Annotated in this window: 23 protein-coding genes and 1 riboswitch; of the genes, 8 read left to right on the top strand and 15 right to left on the bottom strand. The window is 38.1% G+C overall.

Annotated features, from left to right (window positions below; genetic code table 11):
- Positions 1–6: 6 nt before the first annotated feature.
- From MKY76_RS02780 to MKY76_RS02730, 11 genes are all read right to left on the bottom strand, one after another.
- A complete protein-coding gene (locus tag MKY76_RS02780; RefSeq protein WP_103117394.1) occupies positions 7–888 on the bottom strand; it encodes a sugar phosphate isomerase/epimerase family protein in 882 nt (293 codons plus the stop codon).
- A gap of 1 nt (position 889) precedes the next feature.
- Positions 890–1,948, bottom strand: a complete 1,059-nt coding sequence (locus MKY76_RS02775) for a Gfo/Idh/MocA family oxidoreductase (protein WP_326141437.1) — start codon at positions 1,946–1,948, stop codon at positions 890–892.
- Positions 1,949–1,961: 13 nt separating this feature from the next.
- Complete coding sequence (locus MKY76_RS02770) at positions 1,962–2,840, bottom strand: sugar phosphate isomerase/epimerase (protein WP_342557392.1); 879 nt, start codon at positions 2,838–2,840, stop codon at positions 1,962–1,964.
- An 18-nt stretch (positions 2,841–2,858) separates the two neighbouring features.
- The gene (locus tag MKY76_RS02765) at positions 2,859–3,824 is read right to left on the bottom strand and encodes a dipeptide ABC transporter ATP-binding protein (RefSeq protein ID WP_342557391.1); all 966 of its coding nucleotides are present in this window, start codon (positions 3,822–3,824) and stop codon (positions 2,859–2,861) included.
- Positions 3,817–4,809: an ABC transporter ATP-binding protein gene (locus tag MKY76_RS02760; RefSeq protein ID WP_342557390.1), complete on the bottom strand. Its 993-nt coding sequence runs from the start codon at positions 4,807–4,809 to the stop codon at positions 3,817–3,819. The genes MKY76_RS02765 and MKY76_RS02760 overlap by 8 nt, the downstream gene beginning before the upstream one ends.
- 11 nt (positions 4,810–4,820) lie before the next feature.
- Positions 4,821–5,717: an ABC transporter permease subunit gene (locus MKY76_RS02755; RefSeq protein ID WP_048393395.1), complete on the bottom strand. Its 897-nt coding sequence runs from the start codon at positions 5,715–5,717 to the stop codon at positions 4,821–4,823.
- Between the two features lie 13 nt (positions 5,718–5,730).
- Positions 5,731–6,654: a nickel ABC transporter permease gene (gene nikB, locus MKY76_RS02750; RefSeq protein WP_054549113.1), complete on the bottom strand. Its 924-nt coding sequence runs from the start codon at positions 6,652–6,654 to the stop codon at positions 5,731–5,733.
- A gap of 66 nt (positions 6,655–6,720) precedes the next feature.
- A complete protein-coding gene (locus tag MKY76_RS02745; RefSeq protein WP_103117391.1) occupies positions 6,721–8,304 on the bottom strand; it encodes a glutathione ABC transporter substrate-binding protein in 1,584 nt (527 codons plus the stop codon).
- Positions 8,305–8,786: 482 nt separating this feature from the next.
- Positions 8,787–10,139 carry an aspartate aminotransferase family protein gene (locus tag MKY76_RS02740; RefSeq protein ID WP_066037025.1) on the bottom strand — a complete coding sequence of 451 codons (1,353 nt, stop codon included), beginning with the start codon at positions 10,137–10,139 and terminating at the stop codon, positions 8,787–8,789.
- A 24-nt stretch (positions 10,140–10,163) separates the two neighbouring features.
- A complete protein-coding gene (locus MKY76_RS02735) occupies positions 10,164–11,693 on the bottom strand; it encodes a CoA-acylating methylmalonate-semialdehyde dehydrogenase (protein ID WP_305193571.1) in 1,530 nt (509 codons plus the stop codon).
- Positions 11,694–11,717: 24 nt separating this feature from the next.
- Positions 11,718–13,130 carry an amino acid permease gene (locus tag MKY76_RS02730; protein ID WP_112117290.1) on the bottom strand — a complete coding sequence of 471 codons (1,413 nt, stop codon included), beginning with the start codon at positions 13,128–13,130 and terminating at the stop codon, positions 11,718–11,720.
- 233 nt (positions 13,131–13,363) lie between these two features.
- Between MKY76_RS02730 and MKY76_RS02725 the strand changes: the two genes are divergently transcribed.
- Complete coding sequence (locus tag MKY76_RS02725; protein WP_112117289.1) at positions 13,364–14,932, top strand: PucR family transcriptional regulator ligand-binding domain-containing protein; 1,569 nt, start codon at positions 13,364–13,366, stop codon at positions 14,930–14,932.
- Between the two features lie 52 nt (positions 14,933–14,984).
- On the opposite strand, the gene MKY76_RS02720 is transcribed toward MKY76_RS02725, so the two are convergent.
- The gene (locus MKY76_RS02720) at positions 14,985–15,779 is read right to left on the bottom strand and encodes a carbon-nitrogen family hydrolase (protein ID WP_342557389.1); all 795 of its coding nucleotides are present in this window, start codon (positions 15,777–15,779) and stop codon (positions 14,985–14,987) included.
- Between the two features lie 96 nt (positions 15,780–15,875).
- On the opposite strand from MKY76_RS02720, the gene MKY76_RS02715 reads away from it, so the two are divergent.
- The gene (locus MKY76_RS02715) at positions 15,876–17,045 is read left to right on the top strand and encodes a pyridoxal phosphate-dependent aminotransferase (protein ID WP_342557388.1); all 1,170 of its coding nucleotides are present in this window, start codon (positions 15,876–15,878) and stop codon (positions 17,043–17,045) included.
- 42 nt (positions 17,046–17,087) lie between these two features.
- Here the strand turns inward: MKY76_RS02715 and MKY76_RS02710 are convergent, their stop codons facing one another.
- Positions 17,088–17,591, bottom strand: a complete 504-nt coding sequence (locus tag MKY76_RS02710) for a PPC domain-containing DNA-binding protein (RefSeq protein ID WP_112117230.1) — start codon at positions 17,589–17,591, stop codon at positions 17,088–17,090.
- Between the two features lie 122 nt (positions 17,592–17,713).
- Positions 17,714–17,818, top strand: a riboswitch (SAM riboswitch).
- Between the two features lie 88 nt (positions 17,819–17,906).
- On the opposite strand from MKY76_RS02710, the gene MKY76_RS02705 reads away from it, so the two are divergent.
- The 6 genes from MKY76_RS02705 to MKY76_RS02680 all read left to right on the top strand — a co-directional run bounded on the left by MKY76_RS02705 (position 17,907) and on the right by MKY76_RS02680 (position 23,695).
- Positions 17,907–18,737 carry a MetQ/NlpA family ABC transporter substrate-binding protein gene (locus MKY76_RS02705; protein ID WP_342557387.1) on the top strand — a complete coding sequence of 277 codons (831 nt, stop codon included), beginning with the start codon at positions 17,907–17,909 and terminating at the stop codon, positions 18,735–18,737.
- 107 nt (positions 18,738–18,844) lie between these two features.
- On the top strand, positions 18,845–19,870 hold the full coding sequence (locus MKY76_RS02700) for an ATP-binding cassette domain-containing protein (RefSeq protein WP_115674319.1): 1,026 nt from the start codon (positions 18,845–18,847) through the stop codon (positions 19,868–19,870).
- On the top strand, positions 19,863–20,534 hold the full coding sequence (locus MKY76_RS02695) for a methionine ABC transporter permease (protein ID WP_048393370.1): 672 nt from the start codon (positions 19,863–19,865) through the stop codon (positions 20,532–20,534). The genes MKY76_RS02700 and MKY76_RS02695 overlap by 8 nt, the downstream gene beginning before the upstream one ends.
- A 13-nt stretch (positions 20,535–20,547) precedes the next feature.
- Complete coding sequence (locus MKY76_RS02690) at positions 20,548–21,327, top strand: enoyl-CoA hydratase-related protein (protein WP_048393368.1); 780 nt, start codon at positions 20,548–20,550, stop codon at positions 21,325–21,327.
- A gap of 14 nt (positions 21,328–21,341) precedes the next feature.
- Positions 21,342–22,502: an alpha-hydroxy acid oxidase gene (locus MKY76_RS02685; RefSeq protein ID WP_103117385.1), complete on the top strand. Its 1,161-nt coding sequence runs from the start codon at positions 21,342–21,344 to the stop codon at positions 22,500–22,502.
- A complete protein-coding gene (locus MKY76_RS02680; RefSeq protein ID WP_328012784.1) occupies positions 22,499–23,695 on the top strand; it encodes a CoA transferase in 1,197 nt (398 codons plus the stop codon). The genes MKY76_RS02685 and MKY76_RS02680 overlap by 4 nt, the downstream gene beginning before the upstream one ends.
- Before the next feature lie 131 nt (positions 23,696–23,826).
- Here MKY76_RS02680 and MKY76_RS02675 read toward each other — a convergent pair whose 3' ends face one another.
- Both MKY76_RS02675 and MKY76_RS02670 read right to left on the bottom strand, forming a co-directional pair.
- Complete coding sequence (locus tag MKY76_RS02675; RefSeq protein WP_016992223.1) at positions 23,827–25,026, bottom strand: glycine C-acetyltransferase; 1,200 nt, start codon at positions 25,024–25,026, stop codon at positions 23,827–23,829.
- 58 nt (positions 25,027–25,084) lie between these two features.
- Positions 25,085–26,161 (bottom strand): nucleotide kinase, encoded by a 1,077-nt coding sequence (locus tag MKY76_RS02670; RefSeq protein WP_112117226.1) that lies wholly within the window; start codon positions 26,159–26,161, stop codon positions 25,085–25,087.
- Between the last annotated feature and the right edge of the window lie 97 nt (positions 26,162–26,258).

Raw genomic sequence — 26,258 nt, 5'->3', positions numbered from 1 at the left:
CAACCCCTATTTAAACTTTTCTATGAATTGTACAGCTTCTTTGATGTCTTTTTCGGGATTTGATCTCACTTCTCGTTCAATAGTTAAATAGCCATTGTATCCGATTTCTTGTAAAGCTGAAAAATAAAGCTCGAAATTGACATCTCCATGACCTAATGGAAGTTCTCTGAAAAACTCTCCATTTTCCACCATTTCTTCTATTTTATCATGAGATGTTCCAGAATCGTATCCTAAGTACCCGTACACATCTTTAGGATTCGTTGACTGCAGTTGAATACCATCCTTTACATGTGTATGTACAATATATTTCTTTAATAGTTTGACTCCAGCTACAGGATCATCTTTTGTTACCATCACCATATTGGCTGGATCAAAATTAACCGATACACCGTTCGTTGATAGCTTATCTAAAAACTCTTTTAATGTTTTACTCGTTTCTGGCCCTGTTTCAATCGCAAAATAAGCATCTAATGATGTAGCATATTGTCCTAATTCTTCACAAGCTTCCAGCATTGTTTGATAGATTGGGTCATTTTCATCTTCAGGAATAATACCGATATGGGTTGTAACAATGGATGTTCCTAGGTCCTTGGCTAATTGCAGTATTTCTTTCGATTTCTTGATTTTCCAGGCATTTTCTGCTTTATCTTGGAAGCCATGTCCTCCTAAATCTCCACATAAGGCGGAGATTTCTAGACCTAACCCTAAAATATACGCCTTCAATTCTGCTCTTTGTTCAGCATTTAGGTTATCGGGGTCCAACTCACCTGAAACGGCATACATTTGTACCCCCTGTGCCCCAACTTCTTTCGCCTTTAACAAACCTTCACGAATAGGTAAACGAAAGCTGTCTACTATCACACCGATTTTATTATCCAATTTCACCATTTTAATAAACAACCTCCTTTCCTTCAGTTGCAGAAATATAAATACCTTCTAAGATTTTCATAATTTCTACCCCATCCTCCACAGGTGCAACTGAATCATAATGATGAAGGCAACAATCAACAAATGAATTAATTTCATTTTGAAAGGCAGTTGCAAAATCAAAAGTTAGATCGTTAATTTGAGGATGAATATTTAAAATCGTATTATGCTCTTCACTTACAATTTTTAATTCAGGCTCTAGCTCTGCTCCACCGTTCGTGCCATATAGCTTAATACTTATTTCATCTTTTAAAGCATGTAGTGTATAGGAAACGTCTACCATTAGCGATGCTCCATTCTCAAATGTAATGAGGGCATTTGCTAAGTCTTCTACTGTGTTTTTCGTTGCATCATAGTCTGCAGCCTTGTAGAAGGATAAATTTTCTATATGATTTCGATTTCCTAATTGATTGTAAGTATGACCTGTTATACGTTTCACCTTTGGTCTACCCATTAAGTACCAGCATATATCAATTACATGTACCCCTAGATCAATTAAAGGTCCGCCGCCAGACTTATCAATTTCGGCAAACCAGCCTCCTGGATTCCCTAATCTTCTTAGGCAGGAAGCTTTGGCATAATAAATATTGCCCAATTTGTTATCGTCGATGAAGCTTTTCAGTACTTTGGTATTTGTTGCAAATCGTCTTACATAGCCCACTTGAAATACTTTCTGATGCTTTTCTGCAACCTTTTGGATATTTAGAGCCTCTGCATAAGTCATAGATAGCGGCTTTTCTATTAGAACATGTAAGTCATTTTCCAAAGCAAAAATCGCTAATTCTGCATGCGTATTATTCCATGTACAAATACTGACAGCCTCCACATTTTTATCTGCGAATAGCTCTTCTTTTGAAGAAAAAACATGTGTTGCTCCAAATTGGGCTGCTTTTGCTTTGCCTCGTTCAATGGAAGCATCATACACGCCATATAATTCAACGTATGGATTATTCGTATAGGAACCTAAGTGAAAATCTGAAATAGAACCTGTGCCAATGACACAAACTTTTAATTTATCCATGTGCTTTCCCCCTTTAGAGCTTGCATTCATTCCATAAACGACGTACATTATCCATCCCTATTTTTGAACCAACTTGGCAATCTTCCATCCCTTCAAACTCAATAGTAAGATAGCCATCATATCCACTGCCTTTTACGAGTTTAATAATTTCTCGAATATTTATATCACCATGCCCGACAATAGCACCTCTGATGTAGTTGTTATGAACTGTACGGAACCACTCGCCCTCACCTGGATTTTCATAATAAGGACGAATATAAAAATCTTTGAAATGCACTGTAGCAGCATAAGGAATGTTTTTCATAACACCAATGAGAGGCTCTTCATCAATACATAAAAAATTACCGATATCTAAAGTTGTTTTAAAGTTGTCTCTGTTTACCGCATGAATTAATTGTTGTACACGATCACTTGTTTGAACATTAAAGCCATGATTTTCAATCGTTGTCGTAATATTAAATTGTTTCGCGTAATCTGCAATTAACTGACAGCCTCTAACCATTTCTTCAAAATGCTCGTTGTAATAATGAATGGATGTTTGCTCCTTTGGTAAGGTAAAGTGAGTAACGTCATGGCGCATAATGTGAATACCCATATGATGTACTACATCAATATGTTTCTTTAAACGTTCAACTTCTTCTAAAAAAGCTTCCTCCGTATCCTGAATAAAGTTAGCTGGTAACGAATAGGCGGATAACTCTAATCCTAGCTCTGCTGCTTTATCTTTAATTTCAGTTGCAAGTTCATAGTTATCTACAACCGTAAATTCATAGGGCACTAATTCTACATGCTGACCACCGTTGTCTGCTACCCATTGTAAAACATCTAGTACATCCATCTCTCCCTGTCTCATTTTTTTAACCATGCTATATGTGCTTAACCCTATTTTCATTTATAAACATCCTCTCCATTAGTTAACAAAGTGACATGCAACACTTTGCTCTTCGTTAATTTTCCTCATTTCTGGTATAACTTGCTTACATATATCTGATGCAAAGGGGCACCTTGTGTGGAAGGTACAACCACTCGGCGGATTTTTAGGATTTGGAATATCACCAGTTAAAACGATCTTCTTTTTTCGTAATGTTGGGTCTGCAATCGGTACGGAAGCAATGAGCGCTTGTGTATAGGGATGCTTTGGTTCATTAAATATGGTTTCTTTACGCCCAATTTCTACAATGGATCCTAAATACATAACCCCAATATAATGGCTAATATGTTCTACAACACTTAAATCGTGAGAAATAAAGAGATAAGATATTTTATATTCTTGCTGCAATTGCTTTAATAGATTCAATATTTGTGATTGTATAGATACATCTAACGCAGACACAGGCTCATCAGCAATAATTAATTTTGGCTTTGTTATTAAAGCACGGGCAATACCCAAACGCTGTCTTTGTCCACCACTGAACTCATGTGCATAGCGATCAGCATGTTCAGCATTTAATCCAACGACTTCCAGCATTTCAAGCACTAGTTTTTCACGCTCTGCTTTCGAAAGTTTTGTATGAATTTCTAAAGGCTCTCCAACAAGCTCCTTGACCTTCATTCTTGGATTCAATGAGGCATATGGGTCTTGAAAAATCATTTGAACAGTTTGCCTTAAGTGCCTTAATTCAGATGGCTTTGCAGTAGCTACTTCTTTCTCATCCACAACGATACTTCCATTCGTTGGTTCTATTAATCTAGTAATTAATCTGCCCGTAGTAGATTTCCCACAACCACTTTCCCCAACTAAACTAAATGTCGTACCTTCTTCTATTTCAAAGGAGACATCTATAACTGCGTTAACATATTGCTTTTTTTGAAATAACCCTCCGGCTATTTGAAAGCTCTTTTTTAAATTCTCCACTTTTAATATACTGTTAGGCATTTACTTCCACATCCTTTTTCACATATAGCCAGCAGCTACATTGGCGTGTAGCCGAAATTTTTACTGTCGGTGGACTCTCCTGATGGCATATAGACATCGCTTGATTACAACGTGGAGCAAATTTACAACCATTCGGCATATTTTGTGGGGATGGTACTTGACCATTGATAGAATCTAATACTTCTTTGTTATCACCAATTTTCGGTACAGATGCAATTAAACCTTTTGTATAGGGATGCTTGGGGCTAGCAAATAATTCAAAGACATCTGCTTCCTCTACAACCTGCCCTGCATACATGACCACTACCTTATCGCACATTTCTGCCACAACACCTAAATCATGTGTAATTAATAAAATAGCTGTCTCATTTTCTTCCTTTAGCTTTTTCATTAGCTCTAAAATTTGAGCTTGTATCGTGACATCAAGCGCAGTGGTTGGTTCGTCGGCAATAAGTAAATTAGGGTGGCAGGCCATAGCCATTGCAATCATTACCCGTTGGCGCATTCCTCCTGAGAGCTGATGTGGATATTCATAAATGATTTCCTCGGCTCTTCCTATGCCCACGCTTTTTAACATTTGGATTGCATGATGCTTACTTTCGTTTTTCGGCAGCTTCAAATGCATCTCAATTGCTTCCATTAACTGCTTGCCTATTTTTAAGACAGGATTTAAAGAAGTCATGGGCTCTTGAAAAATCATGGCCATTTGCTTGCCACGAATCTTCCGAATTTCTGATTCGGACATTTTCGTCAAGTCATGTCCATTAAAATGTATAGAGCCATTGACGATTTTGCCTGTAGTACCGTGAAATAATTGCATGATGGATAACGATGTTAAGCTTTTTCCACTGCCCGATTCTCCCACTAAGCCTACTATCTCTCCTTTACGGATGGAAAAATTGACACCTCTTAAAATTTTGATTTCCTTATTATCACGCGTAAAGGACGTTTCTAAGTCAATTACTCGCAATACATGTTCTGGCATAGGCATTCTCCTTAATTATTTTTTATTTTTGGATCTAACACATCTCGTAATCCATCACCTATTAAGTTAAATGCTAGTACGGTTAAAAATATGGCAATACCTGGCATGATGACTACATGCGAAGATGTCCCTAAATAGTCGCGCCCACTACTTAGCATTACTCCCCACTCAGGCATTTCAGGGCTTGCACCTAAGCCTAAAAAACTTAAACCAGAAGCTGCTAAAATGGCTGTCCCTATACGCATTGTGACAAAAATGATTAACTCACTAATTGTTTCAGGGAAAATATGTTTCCACAGCACTCTAACATGCGATGCTCCCATAGATTGTGCTGCTTCTACATAGACATTCTCCTTCGCATTCAATGTAGCACCTCTGACTAAACGAGCAAAAGATGGCACACTAAAGATCATCACAGCAATGATGACATTATTAATACCAGGGCCCAATAAGGCTACAATGGCAATCGCTAATAATAAATCAGGGAATGAAAACAACACATCACAGCTACGCATGATGATTTTGTCAACCCACCCACCGAAGTAACCGCTAATTAAACCTAAAATAGTTCCTAGTATTAAGCCTAAAAATACGGCACTGAAACTCACCATTAAGGATATTTTTGCGCCTACTATTAAACGACTAAAAATATCTCGACCATACTCGTCCGTTCCTGCCAAATGACTTGCACTTGGTCCCTCTAATAAAGCATTATAATTCGGTTCAAAAGGATCGTAAGGTGCGATATAAGGGCCAATAATAGCGATTACAATTAACAATCCTATAAAGATACTTGCTACCAAAGCAGCCTTTTGTTTTTTAAAAGACTTCCAAAATTCTTTAAGAGGAGAGTATTTTCTTTGTGTATTTTGCACTTGGCTATTTTGCACAGTAGTTGGTGAAGTCATTTTGTTCCCTCCCTTAAGAATTTAATTGGATTTTTGGATTTAACACGGTATAAAGCACATCAACGATTAAATTTACTAAAATAAATTCAAATGCAAATAACAGCAGTGCAGACTGAATGACGGGATAATCTCGAAAGGCAATCGAATCAATTAAAAGTCGTCCCATTCCTGGAAAACTAAAGACTGTCTCCACTACCACCGATCCTCCTAAGAGAAATCCGAATTGCAGACCTGCTACTGTTACCACAGAAATCAAGGAATTTCTTAAAGCATGGGTAACAATAACGGAGTGTTCTTTCAATCCTTTTGCTCTCCCTGTTCTTATAAAATCTGCTTGTAACGTTTCAAGCATGGAAGAACGAGTAAATCGCGCAATCATTGACATAATGCCAGCCCCTAAAGTCAAGGAGGGCAAAATATAACTAGAAAAGCCATCTAATCCACCTGTCGGAAATAGCCCTAGCTGCACTGAAAATAATTGAATTAATAATAAGCCCAACCAAAATCCTGGAATTGAGATGCCAGAAACAGCCGTTACCATACCAAAATAATCAGGCCATTTGTTTTTATTGATGGCAGAAAGAACACCAATCACCAAACCCATTAATGTAGCCCAAAACATGGAAAGGAAAGTAAGATGAAGAGAAGGCATAAACCTTGTTTTAAACATATCTATGACAGGTAGTCCTGTTGTTAAAGATGTTCCAAGCTCACCCGTCACAAGATTTTTCATATAATCCATGTATTGTTTAAGAATGGGTTTATCTAAACCTAACTCATGGCGTACATTTTCAACATCTTCTAGCGTGGCATCCTTACCAGCTACTAATCTTGCAGGGTCACCTGGTATGAAATGAATAAATAAGAATGTTAATATAGAAATGACAATTAATATCGGTATCATTTCAACAGTTCTTCTTGCTATATACTTCCACATGTGGCCTTCCTCCTTTCTATTTTTATGGAAAAGGAATTGACGAGCATCAATTCCTTTTACTGTTCATTACTCCACTTTGGCATTCTTCACATCAAGCCCACCTGTAGGGTTTACTAGCACACCGCTCACATTTGAACGTACACCATATACAACTTCATCTACCCCTAAGAAAATCCAAGGTGTATCTTGATAAACGATTTCCTGTAATTTTTCATATAATTCAGCTTGGCGATCTACATCTGAAATGGAGTTAGCTTCATCCATTAATTGATCTGCCTCCGTGTTATGATAGTAAGCTGTATTTGCACCATTCGGTGGGAATGATACGCTATGGAAAAGAGGCTTTGTTGCATTCGTTATATCCGAAGCATACGCTGACCAACTCACATACCACATTTGTAATTTCGCATCATCTGGTGTTTGTGCACCATAGATTTCGTCTGATAAAGTTCCTTCTTCCATCGATTTAATTTCTACTTTTACACCGATTTGACCTAACTGTTGTTGAATAAACTGCATACCCTTCATCGTATCCGAGTTCGTGTTCCCCCAGATTTCAATATCGAAACCATCTGGATAGCCTGCCTCAGCCAATAATTCTTTTGCCTTTTCAATATTGTGTTCATACATTTTTTGCTGCTTATAATAAACGGTTTTGGAAGGAATAATAGAGTCTAATGGTAAACCAAGCCCTGCATTCACCACTTTTAAATAAGCATCCTTGTCCACGGCGTAGTTAAAGGCTTGTCGAACTTTAATATCATCCAAAGGTTTTTTATAGGTATTTAATGAAACGTAATGTGCAATTGTAGAAGGAACCTTATTTACCTCTACATCTTTACTATTAGAAAGCTCATCAATATTTTGTGCTGGCACTGGATAGATAACCTGAGCATCGCCCGCTTTTAGCATCGCTACGCGCGAGCCGTTTTCTGGCACTGGTTTATAGGTGATTTTAGCAACACGTTCTCCACCATCCCAATAGCCATCAAAGTTTTCAATTGTTAAATGGTCTCCTTGTACCCATTCAACAAATTTATATGGTCCTGTACCAACAGGTTTTTTAGGTATGTCTGCTGAATTTTCTTTAATCATTTTTGGACTAATCATTTTGGCAACTCCGAAACGTGTAATCATTGGTCCATATGGTTCTTTTAAAGTAACTTTAATTTCATAGTCGCCTAGGATTTCAACATCGCTGATTAAGCTAAAACCACGAGAATATAAACGTAAGCTTTCATCATTCATGATTCGTTCAATGTTGACCTTTACAGCTTCAGCATTAAACTGCTCCCCGTCATGGAAAGTAACCCCTTCTTTAAGTTTGAATGTATAGACTAGCGCGTCTTCACTAATTGAATAGTCATCTGCTAGAACCTTAATAATTTGACCATCTGCATTAAAGCCTAACAATCCTTCTAGCATTGTCTCCTGTACAGAACTCGAATTCGTATCCCCTGTGTTATGTGGATCCATTGAAATAAAGTTTTCATTTACAGCGATAACAAGTTCATTTTTTGAACTAGCTGTACCTGAATCTGTAGTAGACTTGTCCCCAGTATTTGATGCGTTAGAATTGTCTTTCTCTGCGCATGCTGCTAAAAGCAACGTACATAGAATTACAAAAACCAATTTTTTAACATAATTCATCTCATCTACTCCCTTTGTAAAAATCTATAAGAATATTTCTTAAAACTTAAATTAAGAAATATAATTACCAAAAAATATTTATTTTCTCCACTGATGAAAATAAGTAGGCAAAAAATAAACTATATTTTCTTACGATTAGACAATTCAATTCAGGAAAAATTGCTCCCTCAACTATCACAATTGCTTTTAATCAGAAAGTATAGTTCAAAATACAAGGTGTATTTATTCCACTGCTGAAAATAAATGATTAAAAAAATATTCCCTCTCAGGACATTTTTATTATCAGAAAATTAATTATTTTTTAACAACTATAAACTATGAAATCTATTATTTCCACTATTTTTTAAATAAATTTCAGAATTTTATAATTATTTTTATAGAACTATAATAATTATCCCTAGAATTTTTGTTGCCTCAAAGGCCAATAATAAAAGTTCTAAAAGCCCTTATTACATGGCTTTTAGAACCTACATGAATAGTTGCTATAGCGTATTTATACTATTCACAACCACATTTAGTATGCGGTCAAGATCTTCTTGTGCAATATTAAGTGGTGGTGATAACGTTAAGACATTATTAAACCCTGCTACAGTAGCTCCATTTTTCCCAATGATGACCCCTTGCCCTTTACATGCTGCAATGACAGCATTCACTTTCTCCACAGGTAAAGGTTCTTTCGAAACTTTATCTACCACTAATTCAATTCCAATCAATAAGCCTTTGCCTCGTACATCTCCTACATTTGGGTGAGGCTGTAATTCTTGTTGCAGTGTTTTTAGTGTTGCTGCACCAATTTCCTTGGAACGGTCAAATAAAGCCTCTTGCTCAAGAATCTCAATATTTTTTAATGCGACTGCACATGCCACCGGTGAGCCACCGAATGTATTTACATGGCGGAAATAGCCGTATGCATCTGATCCAGTAAACGCCTCATATATTTCACGCTTTACCGCTGTAGCTGATAATGGTAAATAGGCACTTGTAATTCCTTTGGCCATTGTAATAATATCAGGCTTTACACCATAATTCATAAATCCAAATGGCTTCCCTGTACGACCAAAGCCACAAATAACCTCATCCACAATCATTAAAGCGCCGTGTTTTTTGCATACTTCTTCAATTCCTTTTAAATAGTTTTCTGGAGGCATAATGACACCCCCACCTGTAATAATAGGCTCTAAGATCATTGCTGCAATTGTATCGCTCAGCTCCCATGTCATCGTTTTGTCTACGGCCTTTACACTCGCTAAATCTAATGGCGCAATAGTCTCACTTTCATGCTCACGATATTGATCAGGTGGTGCAACATGGATAAAGCCAGGTGATAGAGGCTCATATTTATATTTACGCTCCGCCTGCCCTGTTGCCGCTAATGCACCGAAGGAATTCCCATGATAAGCACGGTAGCGAGAGACGATTTTATAGCGCGAGCTTTGTCCTTTTTGCTGATGGTATTGTCGAGCTATTTTAAAAGCTGTTTCATTCGCTTCTGAACCACTGTTAGAGAAGAAAATAACATAATCTCCACCAAGCATTTCATTAAGTTTTTCGGCTAGTTCCACGGCTGGTAAATGTCCCTGAGATAAAGGTGCATAAGCATTTTTCATCATTTGTTCATGGGCTGCATCCGCTAATTCTTTACGACCATAGCCAACATTGACACACCATAGCCCAGCCATCGCATCAATATATTCCACACCATCTGTATCAGTAATTCTTGCACCATCAGATTTCTCTACTACATACGTGGCTTGTGGATTATAGGGTTTCATCGAATGCCATACATATTGCTCATCCTTTGCTAATACATCACTTTTAAGATTGATCTGCGTCATCGCCAAACACCCCTCATTATTATTTTAGTTTTTCGCATCGTTATTACTTGGGAACGCAAAGGAGCTTGCTGTATCCTCTGTCTCATCGGGCCAACGTTCAGAAATCGTTTTTGCCTTTGTAAAGAACCTCGCCTGATCTGGACCAAACATATGCCCTTCACCAAACTTAGAGCGTTTCCACCCACCAAAGTTATGATAGCCAACTGGAATTGGGATTGGCACATTTACCCCTACCATACCCACCTCTATTTCTTCTTGGAATTTACGCGCTGCCGCACCACTGCTTGTAAACATTGTGACACCATTGCCAAGCTCATGATCATTTATTAAATCAATAGCCTCTTGTAGTGAATCAACCCCTACTACAATACGTGCAGGACCAAAGACCTCCTCTTTGAAAATCGTCATTTCTGGTGTGACATGATTAAGTAATGTAGGACCAAGATAAAAACCATTTGACGATTCACATACTTTTGGATTTCTTCCGTCGATGACAAGATTCGCTCCTTCACTGACTGCCCCATCGATATAACGTATAATCGTTTCCTTTGATTGTTTAGTGATAACAGGACCAAAATCGACGTCTTGCTCTGTATAAGGCCCTACCTTTAGTTCGGAAATTTTATTTTTCAATATTTCCGTAAATCGTTGCTCCGTATCCTTCCCTACAACGAGTGCACCAGAAATAGCCATGCAACGCTGAGATGCTGCGCCATATGCTGCTCCTAAAAAGGCATTTGCTGTCTGTTCTAAATTGGCATCAGGCATAACAATCATAAAGTTCTTTCCACCACCAAATGCAGCGACTCGTTTATTGTGCTTTGTCCCAGTTTGATAGATATATTCAGCAACAGGCGTTGAGCCAACAAATGAAATTGCTTGAATCTCTTTATTTTCTAATAGTTCATCGACTGCCTCTTTATCTCCATTAACCACTGTCCAAATACCGTCTGGTAGACCTGCCTCTTTCCATAATTGGCTCAAATATAATGCTGAAATAGGTACACGTTCAGATGGCTTTAGAATAACTGCATTTCCTACCGCAACAGCCATACTTGTAATAGCCAGTGGTACCATAACAGGGAAATTAAATGGTGCAATGGTTGCTACTACACCAAGAGGCGATTTGGCAGAAAAAGCATTAATATTTCCACCTACATTGACGGAATACTCTCCTTTTAGCATTTGAGGGGCACTGATCGCCATATCCACAGATTCAATACCACGAACAATTTCACCTTTCGCATCTTCCTTAGTTTTTCCACTCTCTTGGCAAATCACATTGATAAGTTCTTCCTGTCTTTCTACTAACAGCTGACGGAAACGATGTAGCACTTCTACCCGCTTCCCAATTGATGTTTTTTTCCATGCTGGAAAGGCTTCCTTAGCTAACTGAATAGCATGCTTTACTTCGGCTCTTGAAGCAAGGGGTACTCTTGCAATAACCTCACCTGTTGACGGATTATATACTTCAGAGAATCTGTTACTTGTACCTGCTACCTCTTCTCCTTTGATAAAATGTGTTAGCGTTTTCATTTCTTGTTGAACTGTCATAATTGACCACTCCTTTTTTTCGTCTTATTGTTCAAAATCAAACTTGTCTTTTGTGAAAAGGGAACTTGATTCATCGGCTTGTTTGATCACCTTTTTCTTTTGAGTCAGCATATAGAAAAGCATCACAATGGCCACAATAACGCATGTAAATAAAATTTGTGAGCGCATAGACTCTATAAAGAACATCGCAATGAGTAATGCTGTTGTTGCTACTATTGTTAAATATGTTAAATATGGAAATAGCCACATTTTCACCTTTAATAGCTCTGGATTTTCTTGCTCAATCTTCCGTCGCATTCTTAACTGTGAAAAGGCAATGATTAAATAAAGAATCAACGTAATAGCACTACAAGAACTTAATAAAAACATAAATACTTTATCTGGCGACACATAGTTCATAATGACCGCAATATATGAGAAAAATGTTGCGGCAAGTATGGCATTAACAGGTGCACCATTTTTATTTAATTTTAAAAATGCCTTTGGTGCTTCTCCTTTTTCCGCTAAAGAAAATACCATTCTTGATGTAGCATATAGTGCTGAATTTAGGCATGATAATACAGCTGTTAAAACAACAAAATTCATAATTTGTGCGGCTGCAGGAATACCAATATAATCAAGTACCGCTACATAAGGACTTGTTAAAATATCTGAGGAATGCCAAGGCAATAGCGTCACTACAACTGCAATAGAGCCTACATAGAAAATTAAAATACGCCAAGTAATAGAATTGGTAGCTTTTGTGACAGCGGCTAACGGTTCATCCGATTCACCAGCAGCAATCGCAACGATTTCTGTCCCCATAAATGAAAAAATAACGATAACGACACCCATTAGAACAGCGCCAAAACCATTTGGCAAAAAACCACCCTGTTCAACTAAATTGGTCATACCAACAGCATTAAAGTTTGGAGCAATACCAAAGATAATAAAAGCACCAAGACCTAGAAAAACGACTATACTTGCAACCTTAATAAGAGAGAACCAATACTCAAACTCACCAAAAGCTTTGACAGAAAGAACATTTGTTAATGTAAGTGCTACAGTTAATAACAGACTTAAAAGCCATAAAGGAATCCCATCGTACCAATATTGAATAATGGCAGCTGCTGCTGTTGCCTCTAAAGCAATGGCAATCACCCAGAAAAACCAGTACAACCATCCAATCATAAAACCTGCCCACGGACCAATGGCTTCATGTGCATAGTGAGCAAACGATCCACTCGTTGGATTGACTGCCGCCATCTCACCTAGCATACGCATAACTAATACAACGATAATTCCTGCAAATATATACGATAAAATTGCCCCTGGACCAGCTAGGTTAATGACCGAGCCACTCCCCATAAATAGTCCAGCACCGATTACACCGGCAATCGCAATCATCGTCATATGCCGCTTCTTTAATCCTCTTTGTAAATGCGTTTGTTGCCCCATATCTGTCACCTCTTTTAGTAGATTGCTTGATCGCTTACAAAAATCTTACATCTTTCATAACGTTGAAGTAATAGACAAACTGTAAAATTCTATACTTTTGTTTTATACATAATGTAAAATAGACTAAATATTCTTAAAATAATTTTTAAACGATTTTATGAGTAAATTCTCAGCACCAAGCAGAAATTATTGAATTCTAACCACTGACACGCATGTCAAAAGGAGGGGCAAAAATGAGCCCATTTCAACTAAAAGTACTAGACGTTTTACAGAATAAATATTTTCAAAATGCAGAGGTAGTTGCAGGTCATGAGGGATTAACAAGGAGCGTTAAATGGGCACATGTACTAGAAATCATACATGTTGATAATTTTTTAGTTGGTGAAGAGTTAGTATTAACTACAGGGCTTAGTCTCCAACATAGTATTGAGGACTTTGTATCCTTTATAGAAGCCATCATTCAAAAAAATTGTGCAGCCCTTTGTATTGAATATGGCACCTCTATTCAAGCAGTACCTGAAGCGATTTTAACACTTGCCAACCGCCACCAGTTTCCTATTATTGTTTTCCATGAAGCAGTTCCTTTTGTTCGTATTACACAGGATTTACATAGTCAAATTATCAATCAGCAATATCTATTGATTTCTTCACTAGAAGCTTACTCACAAACATTGAACAAAAATGCAGTATTGGGACAAAATACGGACGATATTTTACAAAATATGTTTAATGAATTGAAAATACAAATTATGTTTTCCATTAAGGGAAGAGAACCTGTCTTTTTCCCGAATATGGCTCATAAAAAGCGGCAGCAATTCCTAACATTGAATACATCGTCTCAGCAATTTAAACATGAGCCTATTTTTCTATTTGATCAACATTATGCTGATTTATCAATTTATCGAGAAGATGGGCTTTTCTCCGAATTTGAATTATTAATATTAGATCGCACGGCAACAGCGTTGGCACAGCTTTTAATGCGAGAGTTCTATATTGAGGAAAAAAAGAATATTGAGGATGCTTCGATTTTAGCTGATTGGATTGATCAAAAACTATCTAAGGAGGAAATCTATAAATTTATCGTTACACATTATACTAACTATACACAATCCAGTGGCACTGTCTTTATTTTGGCTTCTCCTAATACGTTGACAAAGGCACAGGAGGATGTAGTCTATAGTAAGCTTTATTATCGTAATCTCTTTGAGCAACATGGCTTTATTCCATTTTTATTTGAAAGAAAAAGCTATGTTATTTTTATTTTACTGCATACAAAAGATAGTAAAGCCATTCGTGATATGTTAAACAACATGTTTTCCTCTTTGGTCAAAACTGAATTTTATAAAAAGCAGCAGGCACAAGGTTATCAGATAGCTATTGGGAAGGTCGTTTGTGATGTGGATGAAATTCCTAAAAGCTATCAAACTGCACTGGAAACCTTATATATTTGTCGAAAAGTACAAACGTCCTCGTTCTTTTATGATGATCTGCATTTATATCATTTAATCTATAAATTACAAATGCAGGTGGATTTACAGGAAGTGATTTACGACTATTTACAGCCCGTTATTGAATACGATGAAAAATATAATAGTAAGCTTCTCGAAACATTGCAGGTGTATTTACAAACAAATGGCTCTAAACAGCAAACAGCGAATCAATTGTTTATTGTTCGTCAAACACTCTATCACCGCTTAAAAAAGCTTGAAAGTTTACTTGGTAAAAATTTTATGAACGGGCATAACCGCATTACACTTGAATTTATGCTACTAGCCAATTCATTAATCGAGGATAAGAGCTAGAAAAAAGTTGGCACGCTTAAAAGGTTAACTCCCCTCCTAAGCGTGCCCTTTATTACCCTTTCACAACTACATCGTGATACAATCCAGGTCTACGATCATCGTAAACAGGAATTCTTCCACGTACTTCATCGACAATAGAAAAGTCTACATCGATCACTGCTACTTCCTCGTCCTCAGCACCTACCCATAATACTTCTCCCCAAGGCTGAATAATCATAGACTGCCCATTAAAATTTTCTACCTTTTTCGAAATACGATTTACTGCAATGACAAAGCATTGATTTTCAATTGCACGAGCCTGTAGCAACGTTTTCCAATGGTCAATCCTTGGAGTTGGCCACTGCGCTGGTACAAATAATACCTTTGCTCCTTGTAATGCATGTGCACGTAACCATTCTGGGAAGCGAATATCATAGCAAATGACACCAGCAGCTTCAATATCATCTAAAGCAAAACGATTCATTTCATCCCCTGCTTCCAAGTAAAGATGCTCGTCCATTAAACGGAAAAGATGTGCCTTGCTATATTCCCCAACAAGTTCTCCATTACGATCAAAGGTATACATCGTATTATAAAATTTATCGCCTTTCTTTGTTGAAACAGAGCCCCCTACAATATGTACATCAAGTTCCTTAGCAAGTTTAGCCAAAAAGGTCTTTGTCCGCTCACCATTGATATCTGCTAGCTCAGGCAGTTTCTCTAAAGCATAGCCTGTATTCCACATTTCAGGTAACACTATGATTTCTGCCCTATTTTTTGCAGCTTCACGAATCTTATCCTCGGCACGTTCAAAATTTTCTTCAACTTTGCCAAAGCCAACATTTAATTGAATACAACCGATTTTCATCTCTATTCCTCCTCTAGACAATTAACAGAAAAAGTAATACTATTTGCTTCATATTCTTCAATAATAATTATTATATTCTGAAAAAGGTGATCATGCATGGAATTCTCTAAAAAACTACAGCAACTACCCACTCAATTTTTTGCAGCACTCGTTCAAAAAGTAAACTTGGCTCTAGAAGAAGGGCGTGATGTCATTAACCTTGGGCAAGGAAATCCCGATCAGCCAACGCCTATTCACATCATTCAAGCATTACAGGAAGCAGCTGAAAATCCTCAAAACCACAAATATTCACCTTTTAGAGGTCTCGCTGAATTACGCCAAGCTGCTGCGGACTTTTATCTACGTGAATATCAGGTAGAACTAAATCCAGATACAGAGGTAGCGATTCTTGGTGGAACAAAAATTGGTCTAGTTGAGCTACCTTTAGCTGTGTTAAACCCTGGTGACACGATGCTCTTACCAGATCCTGGCTATCCAGATTACCTATCAGGTGTTGTACTAGGAGACGTCAATTTTGAAGTAATGCCCCTTTTTGCTGAAAATGATTTCTTACCTGATTATCATGCATTACCTGATGAAGTGAAAGAAAAAGCAAAGCTTCTTTACTTAAATTACCCGAACAACCCTACAGGTGGTACAGCATCACTTGCGTTTTTTGAAGAGACCATTCGCTTTGCGAAGGAGCACAATATTATCGTATCACATGATTTTGCTTATGGGGCAATAGGATTTGACGGTAATAAACCAGTTAGCTTCCTTCAAGCAAAGGGTGCAAAAGAAGTAGGAGTTGAAATGTATACATTATCGAAAACCTATAATATGGCTGGCTGGCGTATAGGCTTCGCTGTAGGGAATGCCGAGATTATTGCTGCTATTAATCTAATTCAGGATCATCTGTTTTGTAGTCAATTCCCTGCCATTCAACAAGCCGCAGCAGTAGCACTGACGGCTTCCCAACAATGTGCGGATGAACTACGAGCTACTTATGAGCGTCGCCGCAATGTACTCATTGAAGAAGCTCGAAGAATTGGCTGGCATGTTACGGCTCCAAAAGGCTCCTTCTTCGCATGGCTCCCTGTACCACTAGGCTATACAAGTGAACAGTTTGCTGATCTTTTGCTCGAAAAAGCTGATATCGCTGTAGCAGCAGGTAATGGCTTCGGTCAATATGGTGAAGGCTATGTACGCGTAGGATTGCTGGTTAGTGAGGAGCGCTTACATGAAGCAATCCATAGAATCGAGCAATTACAATTGTTTAAAAGATAATGACGCCGTATCCTGTAGCTATCCCTAGCTACAGGATTATTACTATTTTTCAATTTTCCTTGGTTGCCCTAAACCATTTTCTAATGGATAAAATTGAACATGACCTGTTTCATCATCCCATTTTCGAATATGTTGAATCCCTTGTACCTCTGCCAACACGATGTCAGCAGTAATAACAGGGTTGCCCCCTTTTATTAAATGCCCACCTGATACAACACCCCATTGATCGCTCATAGAACCATGGAAATGTGTCTCATATCCACCATCTCGCTTACACACCACACCTGAACCTTGAATAAATTCTAATGGTCCCTCTTTTTCAATCACATCACTAAAACGAACTTGAATTTGAGCTGTTGCATCTGGCACTAAATAAACAAAGCTGCTTTTTTGAAAGCTGCCAATACAGCTTACAATTGTTGCTGACTCTATGCTATTCTCTTCGCAAAGCGCTTCAATCCCTTCAATGATATCTGTTCCCGTTAGAAAACGAGCACTAATAACCTTACCAAATGAACCTATACCATAATTAACTCTTACAGACATTGTTATCCCTCTTTTGCGTCGAAATATTATAATTATATAAAAAATTTAAAAATTATTTATTGACTTACTATACCCTATAAATTATATTAGTTCTATCGGAATTACAAAAAAATATTATAAATCTCTTATCAAGAGTAGCTGAGGGACTGGCCCTATGAAGCTCGGCAACCTCCTTTTTATAGGAAGGTGCTAAATCCTGCAAACGATCTTCGTTTGATAGATAAGAGAGGACATCTTTTCATGAGCCTCTCTTAATTTGTAAGAGAGTTTTTTTATTTTCAAAAAACCGATAAAAACAATCTTGGAGGTATTTTCATGAAAAAGAAAAATAAATTTTTAGTAGGTTTAGCAAGTTTAACATTAGTAGCAGCTTTAGCAGGCTGTGGCTCTAAAGAAGATAGTAAAAGCCAAGCTGAAGGAATTGATGAAAAGAAAATCGTTGTAGGCGTCACTTCTGGTCCACACGAAGAAATTGCAGAAGTAGCCGCTAAAGTAGCAAAAGAAAATGGGCTAGAAGTAGAACTAAAATCATTTTCTGACTATGTTTTACCTAATACATCCTTAGCTGAAGGTGATCTTGATGCGAACAGCTATCAACACGAGCCTTTCCTAGATACATTTAATAAAGACCATGATACAGATTTAGTACCAGTGGGCAAGACGATTTTAAATCCAATGGGTATCTACTCAGAAAAATATAAATCCTTTGATGACATTCCTGACGGTGCAACGTTTGGCTTACCAAATGACCCAACGAATGGAGCACGTGCCCTCTTTGTTTTACAGGAAGCTGGCTATATTAAGTTAAAAGAGGGTGCAGACTTAACAGCCTCGATCCGTGATGTAGAAGAAAACAAAAAGAATTTAAAATTCATTGAATTAGAGGCAGCTCAAATTCCTAAACAACTTAGTGAAGTAGATGTAGCAGCTATTAATACAAACTTTGCACTAGAGGCTGGCATTAACCCTAAAGATGACTCTATTTTATTGGAATCTACTGATTCTCCATACGTGAACTATATTGTTGTACGTGCTGAAAATGAAAATGATCCAACAATTAAAAAGTTCGTTGAGGCTTACCAATCTGACGAAGTGCGTCAATTCATCGAAGAGGAATTCAAAGGTTCTGTAATCCCTAGCTGGTAATATGTTCAGAAAGCTTCTATAAAGCCGAAGAATCTGCTGAAATTCCCCAATGGGAAGACGAGCAGATTCTTGCTTTTTAGAAGGTTGAGAAAGGAGCAAACAATCGCATGATTCAATTACAAAATATCTCAAAAGAATTTAAATCGAAAAAAGGCATCATAAAAGCTGTGGATGGCATCAACCTTCACGTAAAAAGGGGACAAATTCATGGTGTAATCGGCTATAGTGGTGCTGGTAAAAGTACACTCATTCGTTGCGTTAATCTACTAGAACGTCCTACAGCAGGAAAAGTAGTGATAGACAATGTAGACATTACGACCCTTTCTCTTCACGAATTACGTCAAACACGCCAAAAAATCGGGATGATCTTCCAGCACTTTAATCTCTTAAAAACAGCAACAGTTTACAATAATATTGCAGTTCCCTTAAAGCTACTAGGCTATAAAGAGGCGGAAGTAAAAAACCGAGTAGCTAAGTATGCTGAAATTGTCGGTTTAACAGATAAACTAGATAGTTACCCAAATCAACTTTCAGGTGGTCAAAAACAGCGTGTGGCTATTGCACGTGCCTTAGCACAGGAACCAGAGATTTTACTTAGTGACGAAGCAACAAGTGCACTTGATCCTGAGACAACGGAAGCCATTCTTGAATTGTTGTTAAAAATTAATCGTGAATTAGGCATTACGATTCTGCTCATCACACATGAAATGAATGTAATTCAAAAAATTTGCGATGAGGTTTCTGTTCTAGAATCAGGGAAAGTTGTGGAATTTGGCACAGCGATTGAACTTTTTGCGAAACCGAAGCACCCTACAACGCGAAAGTTTTTGAATACAATTTCACAACGTAATTTATCCCCTTCTCTTATTGAGCAATTAAATGTTTCAGGAAGTGTAATCCGTTTAACATTCCTTGGTGAAAGTACTGGTAAGCCATTATTAGCAGAAGTCACTAAGGTATATGATGTGCAACCAAATATTTTAACAGCTAATATTATTGAATTAAAAAACGGTATTGTCGGCAATATTGTGGTGCATTTACATGGCGAAACGCAGATTGTCCAAAAGGCGTTAACGTATTTTTCAGAAAATGGCGTGGCAGTGGAAGAATTAGGAGGTGCGTTCAATGAGTAGTATCCAAAGCTTCTTTACAGACTGGTCAGATGTTATTGGCAAAGCAATTATCGAAACATTTCAAATGGTCGGAATTTCATTATTTTTCTCCATTCTGATTGGCATTCCATTAGGGTTATTAATCGTTTTAACACGACCAGGACAATCCTTTGAAAATAAATTTTTCTATCAGTTTTTTAATCTATTTATCAATATTGTTCGCTCTGTTCCATTTATCATTTTGTTATTCTTCATCTTACCTTTTACCAAGTTAATTGTAGGTACAACAATTGGTGTTAAAGGTGTAATCGTTCCACTAGTTGTTTACACAGCTCCTTATATTGCACGGCTGATGGAATCTGCGCTTTTAGAAGTGGATTCCGGAGTAGTAGAAGCCTACACAGCCATGGGTATTAAACGTCGCCATATCATTTGGCATGTCCTATTACGTGAAGCGCGACCATCTATTATTTTAGGCTTAACAATTGCCACAATAGGATTAATTGGTGCAACAGCAATGGCAGGAATGGTTGGTGCTGGCGGTTTAGGTGACCTTGCCTATCGTTATGGTCATTTGCGCTATGAGGTTGATGTGATGTATGCAACTGTCTTTATCTTAATCATCCTTGTGCAGAGCATTCAATCCATTGGTAACCGCTTCGCCGCGAAGTTGAAAAAAGATTAAGAGGAGAATGAAGATGACAAACGAAATTTATGTAGAGAAAAATGGCTATATTGCAACGTTAGTATTAAACCGCCCGGATAAACGGAATTCTTTATCAAGGGCAATGTTTCAAGCCATAGTAGACCAACTAGAGCTGCTCCGTATAGATTCTTCCATCAAACTTTTAATTGTTCGCGGTGTCAATGAAGTAGCCTTTTCTTCCGGTGCAGATATTAGCGAGTTTTTAGATGTTCGTTATGCTACAGACAATGCTAAAGCCTATAATGAATTGGCTCTAAAGGCGATCGATGCTCTCTATAAATTTCCACACCCGACAATTGCTATGATTCAGGGCTTAGCAATTGGTGGTGGCTTAGAGTTAGCAAATGCTTGTGATTTTAGAATAGCAACGCCTAAGAGTAAGCTAGGCATTACCGCTGCAAACATAGGTATTGTCTATAATTTAGAAAGCACGAAACGTCTCATCAATATTGTTGGTGTCGCTAAGGCAAAGGAAATTTTGTACACAGCTACTATTTTTACAGCTGAAGAAGGAAAAAATATTGGTTTAATCACGGCCCTACACGAACCAGAGGAAATTGATGAGGCGACATTGCAATTCGCTGAACATTTATTAAGTAAATCATCCATTGCAAACGCAGGCATCAAAAAAATTATCCAAGCAATTGTTGATGGTGAAATTGAAGAAAACGATGAGCTGGCACAGTTAGTTTTGGATTCATTTAGTTCAGACGATTATAACGAAGGTATTCAAGCCTTTTTAAATAAAAGAAAGCCTATTTTCAATAAATAAGTGAGGTAGTAACGATGACAAACATAACTGATGGCGATCTACTCTTAAAAAATATAACTGCACAAGCCCCCTTCCCCATTTGCTTTGCAGATTTAGAAAAGGCCGTAGCGGAAAAAATCGAAGCTGGCCCTTTTGGCTACATCCGTTCAGGTGCTGGCGGTGAACAAACACTGCGCAATAATCGTGCAGCTTTTGAGAAGTATTCCATTGTTCCCCGATTTTTAAATGATGTGTCAAACGTTGATACATCGGTTCATTTGTTTGGTAAAACATATCCAACTCCTTTGCTTTTTGCTCCTGTGGGCATGAACGGAATGGTTCACGATGAAGGTGAGCTTGCCGTTGCACGTGCCGCCCAGTTTTTAAATATCCCTTATATACAAAGCACTGTGTCCACTTTTGCTCTTGAAGAAGTTGCTCAAGCTGCGCCTTCTGCAACAAAATGGTTTCAATTATATTGGTCTACTAATGAAGAAATTGCTTTTAGCATGGCTGCACGTGCGGAGGAAGCTGGATTTGAAGCGATCGTTTTAACTGTCGACACCGTAATGCTAGGCTGGCGTGAAGAAGATGTACGCAATCAATTTTCACCATTGAAGCTAGGCTATGCAAGAGGAAATTATATGAATGATCCCGTTTTTACAGCCACTTTACCTGATGATTCATTCGAGTCCTACGTACAAGGTGTCTTGCAAAATGTCTTCCACCCAACACTTAATTGGGAACATGTTCGAGAGCTAAAAAAACGCACCAACCTTCCTATATTATTGAAGGGAATTTTACATCCTGAAGATGCAAAACATGCTATCGACAATGGTATTGATGGCATTATTGTATCAAACCATGGTGGCCGTCAATTAGATGGTGTGATTGGTTCACTTGATGCCCTTCCTGCTATTGTGAAAGTTGTGAATGGACAAATTCCTATTATATTAGATAGTGGTGTATATCGTGGCATGGATGCCTTAAAAGCACTTGCTTTAGGTGCGAATGCCGTTGCAATTGGACGTCCTTTCGTCTATGGACTAGCCCTTGAGGGACAACAAGGTGTCGAAAAGGTGATGACCAATCTTTATGATGAATTAAAGGTTTCTATCGCATTAGCCGGTGCTACCTCTGTCAAAGGATTACGCAACATCACATTAGTCAAACAGGATGGGACTGAGGGTAAATGAAACAAGCATTACAAGGATTAAAGGTTATCGATTTATCACAAGTCTTAGCAGGTCCCTATTGCACCATGGTATTAGCAGATATGGGTGCAGAAGTTATCAAAATTGAAAAATATCCAAATGGAGACGATACCCGTACAATGGGTCCATTCGTTAATGAAGAAAGTCATATGTATATGATGGTTAATCGTAATAAAAAAGGTGTCTGCATCAATTTAAAAACGACTGATGGACTGACTTTATTTAAAGAATTGATTCAATCTGTTGATGTACTTGTGGAAAATTATCGACCAGGTGTCACGAAAAAGCTTGGTATTGATTATGACACATTAAAAGCCATCAATCCTGGCCTAATTTACTGCTCTATTTCTGGTTATGGTCAAACAGGTCCTTATAGTCAAAAGGGTGGCTATGATATTATGGCTCAGGGTCTGAGTGGCTTAATGCATATGACAGGTGAAGCAGATGGACGACCTGTAAAAGTTGGCTTTGCGGTGAATGATATTGCTGCTGCACAAACAGCCTTACAATCGATTTTAATGGCCTATATTTATAAGCTTCGTAGTGGTGAAGGTCAATATATTGATGTGTCCTTAGTGGAGTCAGGTCTTGCGTGGACTGTTTGGGAGGCCGCTGCTTACTTCGGAAAGGGTGAGTTACCTGAGCGAACAGGAACCGCCCATCGTGTGTCTGCGCCCTATCAAGGTTTCAAAACGCAGGATGACTATATTCTAGTAGGTGCTGGCAATCAAAAGCTATGGGAGATTTTTGCGGCAAAGGTTGTCAATCGACCTGATTGGTTAGACAATCCTCTCTTTGCTACCAACTATTCACGTGCCCAACATGTGAGGGAGCTGGAAGCAGAAATTGAAAGCGAGCTAATTAAGCATAAGGCTATCTACTGGCTCGAACTATTAGATAAGCATGGTGTACCATCTAGTCCAATCTATTCTTATGACCAAACATTGAATGACCCTCATATACTAGAGCGTGGCATGGTACTGTCCTATGAGCATCCGACTGCTGGACCAATGAGAACATTGGGCTTCCCAGCTAAGTTTTCACAAACGCCTGGACAGCTAACAAGTGCAGCACCCACTTTAGGACAACATAATGAAGAAATTTTACAGGCATTAAATATTTCTGATCAGGCTATTCAACAGCTCAAGGCAGGCAAAATAATTGGGTCAAAATAAAGAAATTGTCTATTTTTAGATCGCTATCAATTAGATTTAAGCTTCTATCGGTCACTTTTTCGATTCTATCCTTCACTTTTTCCTTTCTATCATGCAAAAAAAGGCTTCCCCATCCATGAGGAAGCTTTTTCTTATTGAATAACGCCTAATTCACGACCAACCTTCTCGTAAATCGCAATTGCATCATCAAGCATTTCTTTTGTATGTGCCGCTGTTGGCATATTCCGAACGCGACCTGTACCTTTTGGAACTGTTGGGAAGACAATTGATTTTGCATAAACGCCTTCTTCAAATAAACGTTTTGAAAATTCCTGTGTTAACTTTTCATCCCCAATGATGCATGGAGTAATTGGTGTCTCAGACGCACCAATATTAAAGCCAAGCTTCTCAAGCCCCGCTTTTAAATAATTTCCATTATCCCACAGCTTATCGTGTAGCTCTGTTGAATCAATCAGCATTTGCACGGCTGCTGTAATAGCGGCTACATCACCTGGTGGTAATGCTGTTGAGAATAGGAATGGGCGTGAGCGAACTTTTAGCCAATCAATTAAATTTTTCTTACCTGCTACATAGCCACCTACTACACCAATGGCTTTTGATAATGTACCAATTTGGAAATCAATTTCTTTTTCTAATCCAAAATGCTTCACAGTTCCTTTTCCTTTACCTGTTACACCCGAACCATGTGCATCATCCACATACGTGATTAAATCAAACTCTTTAGCTATTTCCACAATTTCAGGTAATTTAGCAATATCACCATCCATTGAGAAGACACCATCTGTGATAACCATGATTTTATTGTATAAACCTGATTCCTTTGCTGCCTTTGCCTTTGCACGTAAATCCTCCATATCAGAGTGATTAAACGCGATGATTTTTGCCTTTGATAAGCGACATCCATCAATAATAGAGGCATGGTTTAATTGATCAGATAGAATGGCATCATTTTTATCCATTACAGCCGAAATAGCTGCCATATTACAATTAAATCCAGATTGATAAGAAATAGCCGCTTCTGTTCCTTTAAATTCAGCAAGCTTTTCTTCTAATTTTACGTGCAAGTCAAGTGTCCCGTTGATTGTACGAACAGCACCTGCTCCAACACCGTATTTATCAATTGTCTCTTTGGCAATACGCTTTAATTCTTCATTTGTTGCTAAACCAAGATAGTTGTTAGAGGATAAGTTAACAAGATTTTTGCCACGGACCTGAATAATTGGGCCATTTGCTCCCTCTACTGGATCGATTTCATTGTATAAGCCTTGTTCATGTAAGGCTTGTAGGTTTTCATCTAAAAATGCATTCAATACTTTTGACAAGCGTATCATCCTTTCCTAGGAAAACTGTTCTCGCTCCTAGTTTAGCACATGCAAGCCATTAGCTACATTACTTTGTTAATCTTTCGAATAGTGGCGCTGTTTTTTCGCGCCATAAAGAAGCCGATAGACAATTATCTAATAAACGACGAACGGTATATTCAGCTTCTGCATATCGTTTGGAATGGCCCATCGCATCCTGTATAGCTTCTTTGTATTGTGCTCGCACTGCCTCGATCGCAGTTTCTGCTTCCTCTGACAGCTCACAATGTTGACCAATATCAAATATCTTATCCCCTAACCTACCATCCTCTGGATCAAAGATATGAGGCTCTGTGCTATCAAAAATACAGAAATTAAGCTCTGGGATAATGACCATATCTACAGATCCCGCATCTAAGCCACACCAAACAATTTGTGCATCAAGCCCTCTTGCATTTGCTTCATCGGCTAAGCTTTTCATTAGTGAAGATTTGCCTGTACCTGGCTTACCTTTAATCATGAAGCGAGTCGTGATACTTTTGGTGATACTATCCACTGTATTTTCCGCACCTCTAGGAGTTAGCGTTCCCAGTAAACGATGTGTCCGCATACCTGTTTTATTCAGAATAATAGATTGGAACACTTCCGACTTTAAATTTTCCACCTGTTCATTTAATGCCTGCCAGTTCATACAGCTTTGTGTGATAACCTCCCAGTCATCATGTAGCTTGATTGCTTGATCCAGTTTCGCTATGCATTTTTCACGCCATGTTGCACGCTCTTGCATCGCCTCTGCAAGCTGTTCTCCAACCTTTTTAAGCTGTATGTCTTCTAAGCATTCATAGAAAGACATGACACGATGCTTTGTACCGAGTAAAGTTGGCTCGATATTCCACTCAGATGCCCATACAAAAAGTCTGTTACAGCCTTTTATATAAACGGCCTCAACAACCTCCTCTAATAAAGCATGCTTAAACCACTCGACAGCAAAGCCCTGTTTCACATAGAAGTATCCTAGTTCTTTTAACAGTTCTGAACCTTTAAATGTGGCAGGCCCTTGCAAAAAATAAACGAGAGACGCCTCTTCCATCATTTCTTTATATAAATGCTTCACACCTTGGCCAGTCAATGCGTGTCCAAAATAATACGTTACATTTCCGTTCAAATGTCGTTCCTCCTTTAGCTTGTGCCCTGCATTATATGAAAGAACGCTAAAAAAAATGAAAAGCTACTTCTATCCTTTACAGATATAAGTAGCTTCT

This window comes from Lysinibacillus sp. FSL P4-0201 (assembly GCF_038593425.1).
GTDB classification, from domain to species: Bacteria; Bacillota; Bacilli; order Bacillales_A; family Planococcaceae; genus Lysinibacillus; species Lysinibacillus capsici.
Note: the sequence above shows the minus strand (reverse complement) of the source record. Positions and strands in the feature narration are given on the sequence as shown.

Coding starts and splice junctions, on each gene's coding strand:
- MKY76_RS02780 (WP_103117394.1), bottom strand. CDS start 888: ATGGTGAAATTGGATAATAAAATCGGTGTGATAGTAGACAGCTTTCGT.
- MKY76_RS02775 (WP_326141437.1), bottom strand. CDS start 1,948: ATGGATAAATTAAAAGTTTGTGTCATTGGCACAGGTTCTATTTCAGAT.
- MKY76_RS02770 (WP_342557392.1), bottom strand. CDS start 2,840: ATGAAAATAGGGTTAAGCACATATAGCATGGTTAAAAAAATGAGACAG.
- MKY76_RS02765 (WP_342557391.1), bottom strand. CDS start 3,824: ATGCCTAACAGTATATTAAAAGTGGAGAATTTAAAAAAGAGCTTTCAA.
- MKY76_RS02760 (WP_342557390.1), bottom strand. CDS start 4,809: ATGCCAGAACATGTATTGCGAGTAATTGACTTAGAAACGTCCTTTACG.
- MKY76_RS02755 (WP_048393395.1), bottom strand. CDS start 5,717: ATGACTTCACCAACTACTGTGCAAAATAGCCAAGTGCAAAATACACAA.
- nikB (WP_054549113.1), bottom strand. CDS start 6,654: ATGTGGAAGTATATAGCAAGAAGAACTGTTGAAATGATACCGATATTA.
- MKY76_RS02745 (WP_103117391.1), bottom strand. CDS start 8,304: ATGAATTATGTTAAAAAATTGGTTTTTGTAATTCTATGTACGTTGCTT.
- MKY76_RS02740 (WP_066037025.1), bottom strand. CDS start 10,139: ATGACGCAGATCAATCTTAAAAGTGATGTATTAGCAAAGGATGAGCAA.
- MKY76_RS02735 (WP_305193571.1), bottom strand. CDS start 11,693: ATGACAGTTCAACAAGAAATGAAAACGCTAACACATTTTATCAAAGGA.
- MKY76_RS02730 (WP_112117290.1), bottom strand. CDS start 13,130: ATGGGGCAACAAACGCATTTACAAAGAGGATTAAAGAAGCGGCATATG.
- MKY76_RS02725 (WP_112117289.1), top strand. CDS start 13,364: ATGAGCCCATTTCAACTAAAAGTACTAGACGTTTTACAGAATAAATAT.
- MKY76_RS02720 (WP_342557389.1), bottom strand. CDS start 15,779: ATGAAAATCGGTTGTATTCAATTAAATGTTGGCTTTGGCAAAGTTGAA.
- MKY76_RS02715 (WP_342557388.1), top strand. CDS start 15,876: ATGGAATTCTCTAAAAAACTACAGCAACTACCCACTCAATTTTTTGCA.
- MKY76_RS02710 (WP_112117230.1), bottom strand. CDS start 17,591: ATGTCTGTAAGAGTTAATTATGGTATAGGTTCATTTGGTAAGGTTATT.
- MKY76_RS02705 (WP_342557387.1), top strand. CDS start 17,907: ATGAAAAAGAAAAATAAATTTTTAGTAGGTTTAGCAAGTTTAACATTA.
- MKY76_RS02700 (WP_115674319.1), top strand. CDS start 18,845: ATGATTCAATTACAAAATATCTCAAAAGAATTTAAATCGAAAAAAGGC.
- MKY76_RS02695 (WP_048393370.1), top strand. CDS start 19,863: ATGAGTAGTATCCAAAGCTTCTTTACAGACTGGTCAGATGTTATTGGC.
- MKY76_RS02690 (WP_048393368.1), top strand. CDS start 20,548: ATGACAAACGAAATTTATGTAGAGAAAAATGGCTATATTGCAACGTTA.
- MKY76_RS02685 (WP_103117385.1), top strand. CDS start 21,342: ATGACAAACATAACTGATGGCGATCTACTCTTAAAAAATATAACTGCA.
- MKY76_RS02680 (WP_328012784.1), top strand. CDS start 22,499: ATGAAACAAGCATTACAAGGATTAAAGGTTATCGATTTATCACAAGTC.
- MKY76_RS02675 (WP_016992223.1), bottom strand. CDS start 25,026: ATGATACGCTTGTCAAAAGTATTGAATGCATTTTTAGATGAAAACCTA.